This window comes from Chromobacterium fluminis, from assembly GCF_011602385.1.
GTDB lineage: Bacteria > Pseudomonadota > Gammaproteobacteria > Burkholderiales > Chromobacteriaceae > Chromobacterium > Chromobacterium fluminis.
In genome coordinates, this window is sequence record NZ_JAAOMA010000043.1 from 30,045 (window position 1) to 46,417 (window position 16,373).

The window sequence follows — 16,373 nt, forward strand, 5'->3', positions numbered from 1 at the left end:
CAAGGCCGGAACCTCGCCGCTCCTCAGGCCCGGATCATGGTGCCGACGCCCGCATCGGTCAGAATCTCCAGCAACAGCGCGTGCGGCACTCGGCCATCGATGATGTGCACCGCGTTGACGCCGTTGCGCGCCGCGTCCAAGGCCGAGCTGATCTTGGGCAGCATGCCGCCGTGTATGGTGCCGTCGGCGAACAAGCCGTCCACCTGCAGCGCCGACAGCCCGGTCAACAACTTGCCGTTCTTGTCCAGCACGCCCGGGGTATTGGTCATCAACACCAACTTTTCCGCGCTCAAAGTCTCCGCCAGCTTGCCGGCCACCAGATCGGCGTTGATGTTGTAGGCTTCGCCGTCTTCGCCGACGCCGATGGGCGCCACCACAGGGATGAAGTCCTGGCTGTCCAGCAAGGACACCAACGCCGGATCGATGCTGGAGATTTCCCCCACTTGGCCGATGTCGATCTCATCATCGGTTTCGGACTTCAAATACATTTTGCTGGCGCGAATGAAATGCCCGTCCTTGCCGGTCAGGCCCACCGCCTTGCCCCCGTGCTTGTTGATCAACGAGACGATTTCCTTGTTCACCAAGCCGCCCAGCACCATTTCCACCAAATCCATGGTGTCCGAGTCAGTCACGCGCATGCCCTGAATGAACTCGCCCTGTTTGCCTACGCGGTTCAGCAGCTCGTTGATCTGCGGGCCGCCGCCGTGAACCACCACCGGGTTGATACCCACCAGCTTGAGCAAAACCACGTCCTTGGCGAAACCCTCTTTCAAAGCCGCGTCGGTCATGGCGTTGCCGCCGTACTTGATCACCAGGGTCTTGCCGGCGAAACGGCGGATATAGGGCAGGGCTTCGGCAAGAATCAGGGCTTTTTCTGCTGCATCGGTCGGCACGGCGTTCTCCATGGTTGCGCCGGGCCGTTGCCGGGCCGGCGATATGACGGTTCTGACCTAATGGTCTGATCTGTTGCATTTTAATCAAGTCGGTTAATGAACTGTAATTTATTAATTGCAGAACAACGGCATTCTGCAATACATTCCACATCATTAATGAACCGATATTCATCTATATCCCAATGGCACAAGTCTCCGCCTCGCGCTGGCAGCGCAAAAAAGACGCTCGCCCCAGCGAAATCCTGGACGCCGCGCTGACCCTGTTCGTAGAGAAAGGCTTCAGCGCCACCAAGATGGAAGACATCGCCCGCGCCGCCGGCGTGACCAAGGGCACACCCTATCTGTACTTCCAGAACAAAGAAGAAATCTTCAAAGCCATGGTGCGCCACCATCTGTCCAGTCGACTCAACGCCTTCGTCGAACTGGAACAGCAACACACGGGGCCGGTGGGCGAGCTGCTGCAAATCCTCCTGCTCAAGTGGTGGGATGAAGTGGGCGCCACGCCGGCCGCCGGCCTGTGCAAGCTGGCCATAGCCGAAGCCACCAATTTCCCGGAACTGGCGCGCTTCTACTCCACGGAAGTGATTTCCCCCTGTTTGAGCATGATCGAGCACATCCTGCGCCGCGGCATGGACAGCGGCGAATTCCGCGTCCTGCCCATCGCCAGCAGCAGCGACGCTCTGCTGGCCCCCCTGGTGATGGCGATGACCTGGGCCCACTCCTTCGCCAAAGTGGTGCCCGATGTCTGCGGCTACTCGCATCAATACTCCCGCGCGCACCTGAGCGAAGCCTTGCAGTTGGTGCTGCAAGGCCTGAAGAATCCCACCTACGAGAATTGACATGAAAACCGCCGCTCACTGCCTCTGGCTAGGCATAGTCAGTCTGACCCTCGCCGCCTGCGGCAAACCGGAGGCGCCGCCGGAAGCCCCGCGACCAGTCCGTTACGTGGTGGCCGGCGCCACCGCCCAGCAACAGGGCGATAGCTACTCCGGCGAAATCCGCGCCCGTCACGAGACCAATCTGGCCTTCCGCGTGGCCGGCAAAGTGGTGGCCAAGCTGGCCAATAGCGGCGATCGGGTGAAGAAAGGCCAGGTTCTGGCGCGGCTGGACCCCAGCGACTACGCGCTGGACCTGTCGGCCAAACAGGCTCAGCTGGCCGCCGCGCAATCCGACTTGAGCCAGCAGGAGCTGAACCTGAAACGCTACCGCGAACTGCTGTCCAAGCAGTTCGTCAGCCAGGCGCAGGTGGACGGCCAACAGAACGCGGTCAACGCCGCCCGCGCCAAGGTGGACCAGGCCAAGGCGCAACTCGCCGCCAGCCGCAATCAAACCGGTTACACCAGCCTGGTGGCGGACGCCGACGGCGTGCTGAGCCAAATGATCGCCGAGCCCGGCCTGGTGGTGGCCGCCGGCCAGGCCATGGCAAGGCTGTCGCAGGACGGCGCGCGCGAGGCCGCAGTCCAAGTGCCGGAGAACGCGCTGGACAAGGTGCGCCGCGCCGGCCAATTCCAAGTGCAGCTATGGAACGGCGGCGCGCCGATGTCGGGCACGCTGCGCGAGCTTGCTGCCGACGCCGATCCCGCCACCCGCACTTACGCCGCGCGCGTCGCCATCGGCGGCGACTCCAGCCGCCTGCAATTGGGGATGACCGCCAGCGTCGCCTTGCCCAATGCCGCCGACGCGCAGATGCGGCTGCCGCTGACAGCGTTGCTGGACGAGCAGGGCAAGCACTATGTCTGGCTGATCGCCCCCAACGGCAAGGTCGCCCGCCGCGCGGTGACGGTCAGCCGCGTCGACGCCGATTCCGCCACCCTGTCCCAGGGCGTGCGGCCGGGCGACAAAATCGTCACCGCCGGCATCCACCTGCTGCGCGACGGCCAGGCCGTAAAACTGTTGGAGCGCTGAGACGGCCATGAAAAAACTGAATCTGTCGGAATGGGCGCTGCGTCACCAGTCCTTGGTGCGCTACCTGATGGTGATGCTGATGCTGGCCGGCGTCTGGGCCTACACCCAGCTGGGCCAGAAGGAAGATCCGGAATTCACCTTCAAGGCCATGCTGGTGCAAGCTTACTGGCCGGGCGCCGGCACATTGGAGATGGAACAACAGGTCACCAACAAGCTGGAGGAAAAGTTGCAGGAGATGGGCGAGATAGACTACGTCCAAAGCTATACCAAACCCGGCGAAAGCCTATTGCTGATTTCGGTGCGCGAGGACGTGCCTCCCAAGAACGTGCAGCAACTGTGGTACCAGGTGCGCAAGAAGATAGGCGATATCCGCGCCACTCTGCCCGCGGAAATCCAAGGACCGTTCTTCAACGACGAGTTCGGCGACACCTTCGGCAATATCTACGCCTTCGCCGGCGACGGCTTCAGCTACGAGGAAGTGCGCCAATACTTGGAGGACGCCAAGCGCGAGATCCTGCGCGTGCCGGACGTGGCCAAGGTCAGCTTGCTGGGCGTGCAGGAGCAGCGCGTCTACGTGGACCTGTCCACCGCCAAGCTGGCTTCGCTGGGGCTGGACACCGGCGCGATCTGGAAAGCCTTGCAACAGCAAAACGCGATGACGCCGTCCGGCGTGTTCGAAACCGCCAGCGACCGCATCTGGGTCCGTCCCACCGGCAACTACGCCAGCGTGGAGGCCATCGCCGCCACCCCGGTCACCGTCAACGGCAAAACCTTTCGCTTGGGCGACATCGCCTCGGTCAAACGCGGTTACATCGATCCGCCGCTCAGCACCATGCGCTTCAACGGCAAGCCGGTGCTGGGCATGGCCATCACCATGAAGGGCGGCGGCGACGTGCTGCGCCTGGGCAAGAATCTGGACGCCACCATGCAGCAGATCCAGTCCAAAATGCCGGTGGGCCTGGAAATTCATTCGGTTTCCGATCAGCCCAAGGTGGTCAAGAACGCGGTCGGCGAATTCATGCGTTCGCTGGTAGAGGCGGTAGTCATCGTGCTGGCCGTCAGCTTCTTCAGCCTGGGCCTGCGTACCGGCATCGTGGTGGCGCTGTCCATCCCGCTGGTGCTGGCGATGACCTTTCTGGCCATGTATTTCTTCAACATCGACCTGCAGCGCATCTCGCTGGGTTCCTTGATCATCGCGCTGGGCCTGCTGGTGGACGACGCCATCATCGCGGTGGAAATGATGGCCCTGAAGCTGGAACAAGGCTGGAGCAAGTTCCAGGCCGCCACCTTCGCCTACACCAGCACCGCCTTCCCCATGCTGACCGGTACCCTGATCACCGCGGCCACCTTCCTGCCGGTGGGCATCGCCAAGTCCAACGCCGGCGAATACGTATTCAGCCTGTTCGCCGTGGTCGGCATCGCGCTGGTGCTGTCCTGGATCGTCGCGGTGGTGTTCACCCCCTACCTGGGCTACAAGCTGTTGCCGGAAAACCTGCAGCACCACGAGGCGCACGATGTCTACGACAAACCGTTCTACCGCCGCTTCCGCCGGGTGGTGGAGTGGTGCCTGGAGCGGCGCAAGACCGTGATCGCGCTGACGCTGGCCGCCTTCGTGCTGTCCCTGCTCGCCTTCAAGCTGCTGGTGGCTCAACAGTTCTTCCCCTCCTCCAACCGGCCCGAACTGATGGTGGACATGTGGCTGCCGCGCGGCGCCAGCCATCAGGCCACCGAACATGAAGTGGAAAAACTGGAAGCGCTGCTCAAACGCGACCCGGACATCGTCAGCGTCACCAGCTACGTGGGCAGCGGCAGTCCGCGCTTCTATCTGCCGCTGGATCAGCAGCTGCAGCATCTGAACTACGCGCAGCTGATGTTGATGACCAGCGACGAACATGTGCGCGAAGACGTGAAGAAACGGCTGGAAAAGCTGTTCGACAACGACTTCCCCAATGTCCGCGGCCGGGTGACCCGGCTGGAAAACGGCCCGCCGGTGGGCTACGCGGTGCAATTCCGGGTAATGGGCGAGGACCACGCCAAGGTGCGCGCCATCGCCGCCCAGGTGGAGGCGCTGATGCGCGCGCATCCGTCCACCCGCCAGGTCAACATCAATTGGGGCGAGCAGGTGAAGGCCTTGCGCATCCGCATCGATCAGGACAAGGCGCGCGCGCTCGGCCTATCCTCTCAGCAATTGTCCCAGCAATTGCAGATGCTGATTTCCGGTGCTGCCGTCACCAGTTTCCGCGAAGGCGACCAGGCCATCGCCATCGTCGCGCGGCTCAATCCGGACGAACGCAAGAATGTCGCCGGCCTCGGCAATTTGATGATACAAACCGGCAGCGGCCGCTTCGTGCCGGTGTCGCAAATCGGACACATCGAATACCAGCCTGAGGAAAGCATCATCTGGCGACGCAACCGCCTGCCCGCCATCACGGTGAGCGCGGACCCGGCGGAAGGCGCTCAGGGCGCGGACATCTCCCGGCAGTTGCTGCCCAAGATGCAGGCGCTGGAGCAAACGCTGCCGCTGGGCTATCACATCGAAACCGGCGGCAGCATGGAATCCAGCGCCAAATCGCAGAAAGCCATCGCCGCGGTGGCGCCGCTGATGCTGGTGGTGGTGGTGACCCTGCTGATGTTGCAGTTGCACAGCGTGCAGCGCACCATCATGGTGCTGCTGACCGCGCCGCTGGGCATGATAGGCGTGACGTTGACCCTGATCGCCTTCAGCGCGCCGTTCGGCTTCGTCGCCATGCTGGGGGTCATCGCGCTGTCCGGCATGATCATGCGCAACTCGGTTATCCTAGTTGACCAGATCGAACACGACATTCGCGACGGCATCGATCCCTGGCACGCTATTGTCGGCTCCACAATTAGACGTTTTAGGCCTATCATGCTGACGGCATTGGCGGCGATCCTGGCGATGATCCCGCTGAGCCGCAGCACGTTCTGGGGACCGATGGCCGTGGCCATCATGGGCGGGCTGCTGGTGGCCACGGTGCTGACCCTGCTGTTCCTGCCGGCGCTGTACGCGCAATGGTTCAAGGTGCGGCGGCCGCAAGCCTGACGGCGCCTTGCCGCGCGATGAGACAAAACAAACCGAGCATATAAACACCAATGAACAAGACCCGATTCCGATTGCCCCTGCTGGGCAGCCTGTTGTTGCTGGGTTTCGCCCTGCCTGCCCACGCCTTCGACCTGGTTGAAGCCTGGCGCGCCGCCCGCGACTACAACGCCGACTTCGCCGCCGCGCGCTCCGACCTCGACGCCGGCCGGGAAAAAGCGACGCAGGGCCGCGCGCTGTTGATGCCCCAGGTGGGCGCCACCGCCAATTACAATTACACCAATCCGATCGCTCCCGCCGGCCAGGGCCGTTACGACTCCACCACCTACGGCGTCAATCTGCAGCAGCCGCTGTTCGACGTCGGCAAATACACCGGCTACCAAAAAGGCAAACTGGCGACCCAGCAAGCGGAAACCAGCTATGGCGCCGCCGAGCAGCAGTTGATCCTGGACACCTCGCAAGCCTATTTCAACGTGCTGCTGGCCAAGGACACCCTGTCCGCCACCAGCGCCAGCAAGAAAACCTTCCAGCAACAGCTGGAACAGGCCAAGACCGCCTTCGAAGTGGGCACCGCCACCATTACCGACACCCATGAAGCCCAGGCTGGCTACGACGGCGCGGTGGCCCAGGAAATCAAGGCGATCAACAGCCTGGAACTGGCGGAAAACAATCTGCGCCGCGTCACCGGGCTGGACCCCAAGACCATCCAGCCGGTGCTGGACAAACTGCCGCTGGAACTGCCGACGCCGGCCACTCTGGAGGCCTGGATCGGGCTCGCCCTGCGCAACAGCCTGAGCATCAAGGCCGCCGAGCAGACGCTGGAAATCGCCGACAAGAACGTCACCGAGAAAAAAGGCGGCCACCTGCCTGTGATCAGCCTGACCGCCGGCTACAGCGATACCCAGACCCGCGCCCCGATGCAGCAGCCCCACACCCGCGGCAGCAGCATAGGCGTCGGCGTCACCCTGCCCCTGTTCGCCGGCGGCGGCATCAACTCGCAAGTGCGCGAGGCGGCGGCGCAGCAGGAGTCCGCCAAGGACAAGCTGGAAGCCACCCGCCGCCAAGTGCGCGAAGACGTGCGTCGCACCTTCCTGGGCGTCACAAACGGCGCGGCGCTGGTGCGCGCTCAGGAGCAATTGCTGATCTCCGCCAAGAGTAAAGTGGAATCCACTCGACTGGGCAAGGAAGTGGGCATCCGCACCAATATCGACCTGCTGCAGGCCGAACAGGCTTACTACTCGACGCTGACCAGCCTGGCCACCGCCAAGTATGAGTACCTGATCGCGCGGCTGTCGCTGTCCCAGGCCGCCGGCCAATTGGATAGCGAGGTACTGAGCAAGGTCAACGCCGTCATCCGCCGTTAAGAACCTTTTTACAATCTGCTGCGCGTCGGCGATACGGCGTTGAAAACAGCATTCGAAATGCTCATGTACCACGTGTACATTCCGCTTTCTCAGCCGTTTTCGCCTTGTCTCGCCTTAGCTCGCGAGATCGTAAACACGTTCCAAGACCCCTTCTCCGCGGCCATGCCAACCGGCATGGCCGCCACCTCCTTCCCCCTCTCCCTCCCCTCCGCTGACGTCCACGCAACAGGTGTTTAATTTTTTAGTGCGCGTGTAGCTTTTTGCTAAACACGAACATAGAATGCCTGAGACGGTCAGACAGCAATAATGAAAGCAAAAACCACGGAGCAGCCAGCCGGCGCCACGATAGACCGGCATCGCTCCGACACCGATTCGCGGCGGCCCGCCAGACGCGGCGCCAACCGCACAACGTCGAGGAGATAGCAGATGAGCAATAAGGATTTGATGCAACGCAAGGCCGACGCCACCCCGCGCGGCGTGGGCGTCATGTGCGGCTTCTTTGCCGAACGCGCCAAGAATGCCGAAGTCTGGGATACCGACGGCAAACGCTACATCGACTTCGCCGGCGGCATCGGCGTCTTGAACACCGGCCATCTGCACGACAAGGTGCAGGCCGCAGTCGCGGAACAGCTGTCCCGCTTCAGCCACACCTGCTATCAAGTCGTCCCGTACGAATCCTATATCCGTCTCGCCGAACGGCTGAACCAGCTGACGCCGGGCCAACACGCGAAGAAAACCGCGCTGTTCACCACCGGCGCCGAAGCCGTCGAAAACGCAGTGAAAGTGGCGCGCGCCGCCACCGGCCGCGCCGGCGTGATCGCCTTCGGCGGCGCCTTCCACGGCCGCACCCTGCTGGGCATGGCGCTGACCGGCAAGGTGGCGCCGTACAAAGTGGGCTTCGGCCCCTTCCCCAGCGACGTCTATCACGCGCCCTATCCCAACGCGCTGCATGGCGTGTCCGTGGAAGACTCCCTGCACGGTCTGGAAAAACTGTTCAAATACGATGTCGATCCCAAGCGCGTCGCCGCCATCATCTTCGAACCGGTGCAGGGCGAAGGCGGTTTCTACGCCGCGCCCAGCGAATGGGTGGTGCAGCTGCGCAAGATCTGCGACGAACACGGCATCCTGCTGATCGCCGACGAAGTACAGTCCGGCTTCGCCCGCACCGGCAAGCTGTTCGCGATGGAGCACTACCCGGTGCAGGCCGACCTGATCACCATGGCCAAATCGCTGGCCGGTGGCTTCCCGCTGTCCGCGCTGACCGGCCGCGCCGAGCTGATGGACGCCCCCGCGCCCGGCGGCCTGGGCGGCACCTACGCCGGCAACCCGCTGGCGGTGGCCGCGGCGCTGGCGGTGATCGACGTCATCGCCGAAGAAAAGCTGCTGGACCGCGCCAACCGCCTGGGCGAGCTGCTGAAGGAAAAACTGCACGGCCTGAAAGGCGCGGTGCCGCAGATCGCCGAAGTCCGCGGACTGGGCGCAATGCTGGCGGTGGAGTTCAATCAGCCCGGCAGCCCGCAACCCGACCCGGACTTCGCCAAGAAAGTGCAGACCAAGGCGCTGGAATCCGGCCTGATCCTGCTGACCTGCGGCGTCTACGCCAATGTGGTTCGCTTCCTGTTCCCGCTGACCATAGAAGACGCGGTGTTCGAAGAAGCCCTGGCCAAGCTGGAAGCCGCGCTCAAAGCTTAAGCGCCTGTTCAAAATCCTAGGCCCGCGCCGCCCGCGCGGGCCTTGTCCGACACCTTCCGCGTTGGAGAGCCGCATGTTGAATTTGAAAGACCCCGCGCTGCTGAAGCAGCAGTGCTATGTGAACGGTGCCTGGCTGGACGCCGACAACGGCGAAACCATTCCCGTGACCAACCCGGCCACCGGCGAAACCATCGCCAGCGTGCCCAAAATGGGCAAGGCCGAGGCCGAGCGCGCCGTGGCCGGCGCGGCTGAAGCCTTCCTCGTCTGGAAACGCAAACCGGCGAAAGAACGAGCCGCCCTGCTGCGCCGTTGGTTCGATCTGGTGATGGCGAACCAGGACGACCTGGCGGTCATTCTCACCAGCGAGCAGGGCAAGCCGCTCTCGGAAGCCAAGGGCGAAATCGCCTACGGCGCGTCCTATATCGAATGGTACGCCGAAGAAGCCAAGCGCCTGTACGGCGACACCATTCCCTCCCCCGGCGTCGACAAACGCATCCTGGTCAACAAGGAACCGATCGGCGTCGCCGCAGCGATCACGCCGTGGAACTTCCCCAATGCGATGATCACGCGCAAAGCGGCCCCGGCGCTGGCCGCCGGCTGCCCGATGGTGGTGCGCCCGGCCAGCCAGACCCCGCTCTCGGCCCTGGCCCTGGCCGTGCTTGCCGAACGCGCGGGCATTCCCGCCGGCGTGTTCTCGGTGCTCACCGGCGGCTCAAGCGAAATCGGCGCGGTGCTGACCGGCAGCGACTCTGTGAAGAAATTCTCCTTCACCGGCTCCACCGAAGTGGGCCGCAAGCTGATCGCCCAATGCGCGGACACCGTCAAGAAAGTATCGATGGAATTGGGCGGCAACGCGCCATTCATCGTCTTCGACGACGCCGACCTCGACGCCGCGGTGGAAGGCGCCATCATCTCCAAATACCGCAACGCCGGCCAAACCTGCGTCTGCGCCAACCGCCTGCTGGTACAGGACGGCGTCTACGACGCCTTCGCCGAGAAGTTCGCCGTCGCGGTGGCCAAGCTTAAGGTGGGCAACGGCCTGGAGGCCGGCGTCACCCAAGGCCCGATGATAGACATGAACGCGGTGAGCAAAGTGGAAGAGCACATCGCCGACGCGCTGGCCAAGGGCGGCAAGCTGGTGGCCGGCGGCAAGCGCCACGCGCTGGGCCACAGCTTCTTCGAACCGACGGTGATCACCGACGTCACGCCGCGGATGAAGGTGGCCAAGGAGGAAACCTTCGGCCCGCTGGCGCCGCTGTTCCGCTTCCATACCGAAGAAGAAGCGATCCGGATGGCCAACGATACCGAGTTCGGCCTGGCCAGCTACTTCTACTCCCGCGATATCGGCCGCATCTTCCGCATGTCCGAAGGTCTGGAATACGGCATGGTGGCGGTCAACACCGGCATCCTGTCCAACGAGGCCGCGCCCTTCGGCGGCGTCAAGCAATCCGGCCTGGGCCGCGAAGGCTCCAAATACGGCATCGAGGATTATCTGGAAATCAAATACGTGCTGCTGGGCGGCATCGACCAGTAAAGCGCCACGCCAATGCGAAACGGGCTGGAAAATCCAGCCCGTTTTTTTTTGACCACTTCAACCCTGCACCTAGTGGAACTTGGCCAAGGTCTCCGACAAGGGAATGCCGGCCTCTTTCAGACACTCCGCCAGATCCCGCCAGGCCTCGTCGCGCTCGGGCGCCACGTCCGGCGTCACCAGCCACGGCGCGTGCGCGGCCACTTCCTCTCGGCCGCGCAGGCGGAAGCCCACTTCGTAGCCCTGCATTTCCGGCTGATATTCCGCGACGGCCTCCAGCTCTTGCACCCCGCCCGCGCTCGCGGCCAGCAAGGCCGCGGTCACGCCCAGGCGCTTGCGGTTCCAGGCCCGCACGCCGGTCTGCACCGCCTCCCACCACGGCAAGGGCGCGAACAACTCGGCCTCGCCGTACTCCATCTCGGCGCCCACCGCCTGCTGCACCAGCGGCATCGCCGCATCCAGCGCCTTGCGCGCCAGACGGCGCGCCTGTTCCGGCGGCAAAGCGCCGCGCTCCACCAGGAAGGGAATCCAGGCCAGCACCAGCTGCGGCTCGTTGGTCTTGCGCGCCGCCTCGTATGTGGCGCGCGAGGAATCCGGATCCAGCGGCGCGAAGTCGCAACCCGCATCCATCACCGGCGCCAGTTGCACCAGATCCTGGCAGGCGCGTTCGTTCAGCATCTCCAGAGAGAACAAAGTGGGCGAAATCCACAATATCGACTGCTCCGGCACCTCCAGCGCATCCGCCAGCGCCACTTCCAGCCTCTCCAGCTGCGGGAAATGCCACCACACGCCGCCCTGGGCGCGTGAAAACGCAAACGGCAAGGCCCATAGCTCGAACGACACCACCGCGCCGTCCTTGCGCATCACCTCGGGGAAAGCGATTGCGTCGCGCGCGCTATGCACCAGCAACTGCCGCGCGGCCGGTTGGGACAGCAGCGCCAGTTGCGACTCGGTGAACACGGCCTGGTCGCCGGCCGCCAACGCCATCTGAACCTCGCCGGCCAGCTGCGCGCGCTCCATCGGCTGATCCACCGCGCGGCGCGCCAGCTCCACCAATTGCTTCACCGCGCGGCCGCGCTCCGCCGGAGGCAGCGGCTCTGTAGGGCCGGTGCGCATCTCGCGCGGAACCGGGCCCGCGGCCTCCCGGTCGGCATAGGCCTTATGCAGGCGCTGATAAGCTTGCATCGCTTCGTCGCAGATCGCCTGCAACTGGCCCACGGTCGGCATCTCGTCTTCATTGCTGAAATTGAAGTCGAATAAACGCAGACGCAGATTGCAGACATAGACCGTCACATTGTCCGCCTCGTCAAACAGCATGGCGCTGGTCAGGCCCTCGCGATCGCGGCCGGGAAAGTCCGTGTCATCGTCGCCAAGCAAGCGGCATACAAAAGCCGGCGTTTCCGTATGGATCAGGTACTCGGAACCTTCCAGGCCCTGATCGTCGACGGCATCACCAAAAATGAAACGGTTGGGCAAGAACGGCTCGCCCTTGATGCGGGCATTACGCGGCAGGGATTTCATCTGGCAAGCGAATCTATTCAATAAATCAAATACTCATTGTACCTGCCTAGCGGGGCGGCTTGAAGTCCGCAGGCCAAATCAATCCTCTCCCCTCCATTGCGCCAGCGTCCGGCGCTGCTCGCCCGCCGCGTCGAAATTGTCCGCGGACAGCCAGGCTTCGAAGCCTTGCCGCAAGGCCGGCCACTCGTGATCCAGGATGGAAAACCAGGCGGTGTCTCGATTGCGCCCCTTGTAGACCATGGCCTGCCGGAACACGCCTTCAAAGCGGAAACCCAGCCGCTGCGCCGCCCGCTGCGAAGGCAGGTTCAGCGCATCGCACTTCCACTCATAACGGCGATAGCCCAGCTCAAAGGCCTGGCGCATCAATAGATACATCGCTTCCGTCGCCGCCGGCCTGCGCTGCAGCAAGGGAGAGAAATTCAGATGTCCGACTTCGATGCAACCCATCTTCGGATCAATTCGCAAATAGGCGGCCACGCCCAGAGCCACCCCGCTGACCGCGTCCACGATCGCATAAAAATGCGGATCGCGGCGCCATTGCTGCTCGGCCAGCCAGCCGTAGTAGTCGGCGTAATCGGCAAACGGCCCGTAACTCAGATAAGTCCAGTTGCGCGCCGCCGCGTCCGCGCCCATCGCCGCGAACAAAGCGGGACCGTGCCGCTCCGCCTGCAGCGGCTCCAGCCGGCAGAAGCGTCCCTGCAGGTCCGTCTTAGGCGGCCAAGCCGCCTCACGCCAGTCGACCACCGGCCATCCCACCGCCTGGTCCAGGGCGTTGGCCTCGCCCGCCTGCGCCATGCCCGTTTCCAACATCGCTTCCCCTTTCAGCATGCGCAGGACACGGCGACGCCGACGCGCGCCGTGGTCGCGTAGCCATCGCGCACCCACCAATCCAGGCCGCCTTGCAGTTCGCGCACATTGAAGCCGAGACGCGCCAGCTTCAAAGCGCCCTTGGTCGACGCGTTGCAGCCTATGCCGTCGCAGAACGACACCAGGACCGCATCCTTGGGCAAATGCGCGGTGCTGGCCTCATCCATGATCCGGTGCGGCACGGACACGGCGCCAGGCAGGGTTTCCTTGCGGAAGGCCTCTTCCGCGCGCGCGTCGATCAACACCAGTTTCTCCCCGGCTTGCAAAGCGCTCCAGACATCGGCGGCGTCCATCTCGTACGCCAGCTTGGCGGCGTAAAACTCCTGCTGACTCAACATTTTTTTCTCCTGCGGCTCTGGGAATGCTGTTAGCCTAAGCGACAAGTCATACCCCAAACAGTGCCACCATGCAAAATCTGGAGGAACCACTTTGTCCGCCGAGTGGTTGATCGACTTCCTGCGCCAGCGGCTGCAACGTCAAGGCGCTGAAAGCCTGGCGCGCCAGCTCTACCGTTTATTGCGCGAACTGATCCGCGCCGGCCAGTTGGCCGGCGGCGCGCCCTTGCCGGCCAGCCGCGCAATGGCGGCGGAACTGGCTCTCGGCCGCAACACCATTCTCAACGCCTACGAGCAACTGGGCGCCGAAGGCTATCTGGAAAGCCGTCACGGCTCCGGCACCTATGTCGCCGCCCTGTTCAGCCCCCACGCCTCCCCGCCGCAGCGCGCTCAGCAATCCCCGGGACTGTCGCAACGCGGTCAACGCGTCTCCGGTCATTGCACGCTGCCCACCGGGCTGGCCGGCGCCTTCGCCCCCGGCACGCCGGAGCTGAAACAATTCCCCCACGCTCAATGGCAGCGTTGTCTGCAAAACCATATCCAACGCCCGCAACTGGATCATCTTCATTATCGCCACGACGGCGGCCTGCCCGAGCTCAAGCGTTCCCTCAGCCAATACCTGTATCTATCGCGCTCGGTTCGCTGCCAGCCGGAGCAAATCGTCATCATCCAGGGCGCGCAGCAAGGACTGGAACTGCTTGCCCGGCTGTTGGCCGACCCCGGCGACGCCGCCTGGGTGGAAGATCCCGGCTACAGCGGCGCGCAAGCCGCGCTGCGCGCGTCGGAATTGGACATCGTCCCGATCCCGGTCGACGCCCAGGGCATGGCCCCAACGCCCGCGCATCAGGCCGCGCCGCCGCGCCTGATTTATATCACGCCGTCTCATCAATACCCGACCGGCGTCGTCATGTCGCTGGCGCGGCGGCTAGCGCTGCTTCAATTAGCCAAGCAGCACGACAGCTGGATCATCGAAGACGACTACGACAGCGAATTCCGCTACTCCACCCACCCCATCGCCTCCCTGCAAGGCCTGGCCGACAGCGAACGCGTCATTTATCTCGGCACCTTCAGCAAAGTGATGTTTCCGGCGCTGGGCCTGGGCTATCTGATCCTGCCGGAAGAATTGGTGGAACCGTTCCGCCGCGTGCAGGCGCGCTTGTACCGGGAAGGCAATTATCAGGTGCAGGCGGCCTTGGCCGATTTCATCGAACAAGGCCATTTCGCCCGCCACATCAAACATATGCGCGAACTCTACCAACTGCGGCAACAACTGCTGCGCGGCACCCTGCAGCGCGCCTTGGGAGACGCGCTGCCGCTATCCGCAGGCGAAGCCGGCCTGCACTTGGTCGCGCAACTGCCGGCCGGCTTCGATGAAGAGGAACTCAGCCAGGCCGCCGCCCGGCAGCAACTGTGGCTGCGCCCGCTGGCCAAGCACTTCATCGGACGGCCTGACCGCAGCGGGCTGGTGCTGGGCTACGCCGGGGTGGATGAACAGGAACTTCACGCCGCCGCGCTCAAGCTGGCGGCGCTATTGGAAACGCGATGGAAGTGAAACCTACGCTGCTGGTCAGCGCCTGCCTGCTGGGGCAGCCCGTGCGCTACGACGGCCAGGCCAAATCACTGGCCGAACAAGACTGGACGCGATTGCGCCGGGATTTCACCCTGATCCCCGCCTGTCCCGAATACATGGGCGGCCTGCCTACGCCCAGACCCGCGGCGGAGTTGCGCGGAGGCGATGGCGCTGCCGCGCTGCGCGGTCAGGCCACGGTGGAAACCGCCGCCGGCGAAAATGTCAGCGCCGCCTTTCTGCGCGGCGCCCAGGCCAGCCTGCGCCTGGCTCAGGCCCATGGCTGCCGACAAGCGCTGTTGAAGGCCAACAGCCCCTCATGCGGCACGCTCCGCATCTACGACGGCGAATTTTCCGGCAAGCTCAAGAATGGGGAAGGCGTGACCGCCAGCCTGTTGCGACAGGCCGGCATCAAGGTCTGTTCGGAGGATCACATAGAAGAATTGCTCAAAGCGCCTGGGGAGTAAATCCCCTAGACGCTCTCGTTAACGGCGTTTACAGAAACTCGAGGCGACCGCCGCTCAAATGGTACATGGCGCCGGCGATCTTGATCCGGCCCTCCTTCTCCAGCTTGGCCAGCACATCGCTGCGCTTACGGATCTGATCAATGGTATGCAGCACATTGCTGCGCGCCACCGCGTCGACAAACTCCGCATTCTTGCTGCTGCGCTCGCCCTCGTAGCGGGTCTGCGCAATCGCCGGGCGGATGCGCGCCAGCAAGCCGGTCAGATTGCCCAGCTCCACATGGTCGATAGCCCCCTTGATCGCGCCACAAGCGGTATGTCCCATCACCAGCACCACTTTGGCCCCGGCAACCGCGCAGGCGAACTCCATGCTGCCCAACAAATCGTCATTCACCACATTGCCGGCAACCCGGGAATTGAAGGTTTCGCCGATGCCCGCATCCATCACGATTTCCGCCGGCGCGCGCGAATCTATGCAGCTGAGCACCACCGCAGAGGGGTATTGCCCCTCGGCGCTGGAACGCTTTTGCGCCAGGTAGTCGTGCTGCATCGGCTTGCCATTTCGGAAGCGCTCATTGCCTTTCGCCATCTCCACCAGCACCTGCTCCGGCGTCATCGCATCTCGCTGGATCTTGCTCAAAGACGCCGCATACACCACGCCGTTCAAGCCTCCGCCAGCGCCCATGGCAAATAGCGCCGCCGCGCCCAAGGCGGTTTTCATCACTGCCCGCCGGTCGATAGACCCACCGCAATTCACTTCCCGACACAGATGCTCGCTCATTCGCGTCCTTTCCTAGTGTAGTGGTATAAAATTTTTTAATTTTATTTAGCAACTATCTAATTAGATGATAGTTCGCGACTTAGTTCACCGCACGGGCAATTAGGACATGGAGATGAAAAGTGCGGCTCCCGCAGCCGACAGCCGGACACCAAAAAGAAGAGAAACAAGAAAGAAATAGAGAAAACAAACGGAAGAAACCGACACAGACGAGTCACCCCAAACGCGCCAAAGCCTCCCATGGGGAGGCTTGGCTGTGGCGCCGGCGGCGCAAATGCATAAAGCCCAGCTCGTGTGAGCTGGGCTTCGCAATGGGGCGTCTGGCGGTGTCCTACTTTCACATGGCGAATGCCACACTATCATCGGCGCTAAGGCGTTTCACGGTCCTGTTCGGGATG

Annotated in this window: 13 protein-coding genes; 8 read left to right on the forward strand and 5 right to left on the reverse strand. The window is 63.4% G+C overall.

The window, feature by feature from the left end:
• Positions 1-23 precede the first annotated feature (23 nt).
• Entirely contained in the window at positions 24-893 is an 870-nt protein-coding gene (argB, locus tag HA052_RS21865) for an acetylglutamate kinase (protein ID WP_439823245.1), read from the reverse strand.
• 182 nt (positions 894-1,075) lie between these two features.
• Here argB and HA052_RS21870 point away from each other — a divergent pair, with 182 nt between their 5' ends.
• The 6 genes from HA052_RS21870 (at position 1,076) to HA052_RS21895 (ending at position 10,446) form a co-directional block, all read left to right on the forward strand.
• The gene (locus tag HA052_RS21870; protein ID WP_166453582.1) at positions 1,076-1,732 is read left to right on the forward strand and encodes a TetR/AcrR family transcriptional regulator; all 657 of its coding nucleotides are present in this window, start codon (positions 1,076-1,078) and stop codon (positions 1,730-1,732) included.
• Between the two features lies 1 nt (position 1,733).
• Positions 1,734-2,798 carry an efflux RND transporter periplasmic adaptor subunit gene (locus tag HA052_RS21875; RefSeq protein WP_081548247.1) on the forward strand — a complete coding sequence of 355 codons (1,065 nt, stop codon included), beginning with the start codon at positions 1,734-1,736 and terminating at the stop codon, positions 2,796-2,798.
• A gap of 7 nt (positions 2,799-2,805) precedes the next feature.
• A complete protein-coding gene (locus HA052_RS21880; RefSeq protein WP_166453583.1) occupies positions 2,806-5,859 on the forward strand; it encodes an efflux RND transporter permease subunit in 3,054 nt (1,017 codons plus the stop codon).
• Positions 5,860-5,909: 50 nt separating this feature from the next.
• Positions 5,910-7,220, forward strand: coding sequence for a TolC family outer membrane protein (locus HA052_RS21885; protein ID WP_166453584.1), 1,311 nt, complete (start codon positions 5,910-5,912; stop codon positions 7,218-7,220).
• Positions 7,221-7,646: 426 nt separating this feature from the next.
• Positions 7,647-8,912: a 4-aminobutyrate--2-oxoglutarate transaminase gene (gabT, locus tag HA052_RS21890; RefSeq protein ID WP_081548252.1), complete on the forward strand. Its 1,266-nt coding sequence runs from the start codon at positions 7,647-7,649 to the stop codon at positions 8,910-8,912.
• Between the two features lie 73 nt (positions 8,913-8,985).
• Entirely contained in the window at positions 8,986-10,446 is a 1,461-nt protein-coding gene (locus HA052_RS21895) for an NAD-dependent succinate-semialdehyde dehydrogenase (protein ID WP_166453585.1), read from the forward strand.
• A 69-nt stretch (positions 10,447-10,515) separates the two neighbouring features.
• Here the strand turns inward: HA052_RS21895 and HA052_RS21900 are convergent, their stop codons facing one another.
• The 3 genes from HA052_RS21900 to HA052_RS21910 form a co-directional block, all read right to left on the reverse strand.
• Positions 10,516-11,964 carry a hypothetical protein gene (locus HA052_RS21900; protein ID WP_081548254.1) on the reverse strand — a complete coding sequence of 483 codons (1,449 nt, stop codon included), beginning with the start codon at positions 11,962-11,964 and terminating at the stop codon, positions 10,516-10,518.
• A 78-nt stretch (positions 11,965-12,042) separates the two neighbouring features.
• Positions 12,043-12,774, reverse strand: a complete 732-nt coding sequence (locus tag HA052_RS21905) for a GNAT family N-acetyltransferase (protein ID WP_240937479.1) — start codon at positions 12,772-12,774, stop codon at positions 12,043-12,045.
• A gap of 11 nt (positions 12,775-12,785) precedes the next feature.
• Entirely contained in the window at positions 12,786-13,169 is a 384-nt protein-coding gene (locus HA052_RS21910; RefSeq protein WP_081548255.1) for a rhodanese-like domain-containing protein, read from the reverse strand.
• Between the two features lie 91 nt (positions 13,170-13,260).
• Here HA052_RS21910 and pdxR point away from each other — a divergent pair, with 91 nt between their 5' ends.
• Both pdxR and HA052_RS21920 read left to right on the forward strand, forming a co-directional pair.
• Complete coding sequence (pdxR, locus tag HA052_RS21915) at positions 13,261-14,718, forward strand: MocR-like pyridoxine biosynthesis transcription factor PdxR (RefSeq protein WP_166453586.1); 1,458 nt, start codon at positions 13,261-13,263, stop codon at positions 14,716-14,718.
• Positions 14,709-15,200 carry a 2-thiouracil desulfurase family protein gene (locus HA052_RS21920; RefSeq protein ID WP_166453587.1) on the forward strand — a complete coding sequence of 164 codons (492 nt, stop codon included), beginning with the start codon at positions 14,709-14,711 and terminating at the stop codon, positions 15,198-15,200. Before pdxR ends, HA052_RS21920 begins: the two co-directional genes overlap by 10 nt.
• A gap of 28 nt (positions 15,201-15,228) precedes the next feature.
• Here the strand turns inward: HA052_RS21920 and HA052_RS21925 are convergent, their stop codons facing one another.
• Positions 15,229-15,978, reverse strand: coding sequence for a carbonic anhydrase family protein (locus HA052_RS21925; RefSeq protein WP_166453588.1), 750 nt, complete (start codon positions 15,976-15,978; stop codon positions 15,229-15,231).
• Positions 15,979-16,373 lie beyond the last annotated feature (395 nt).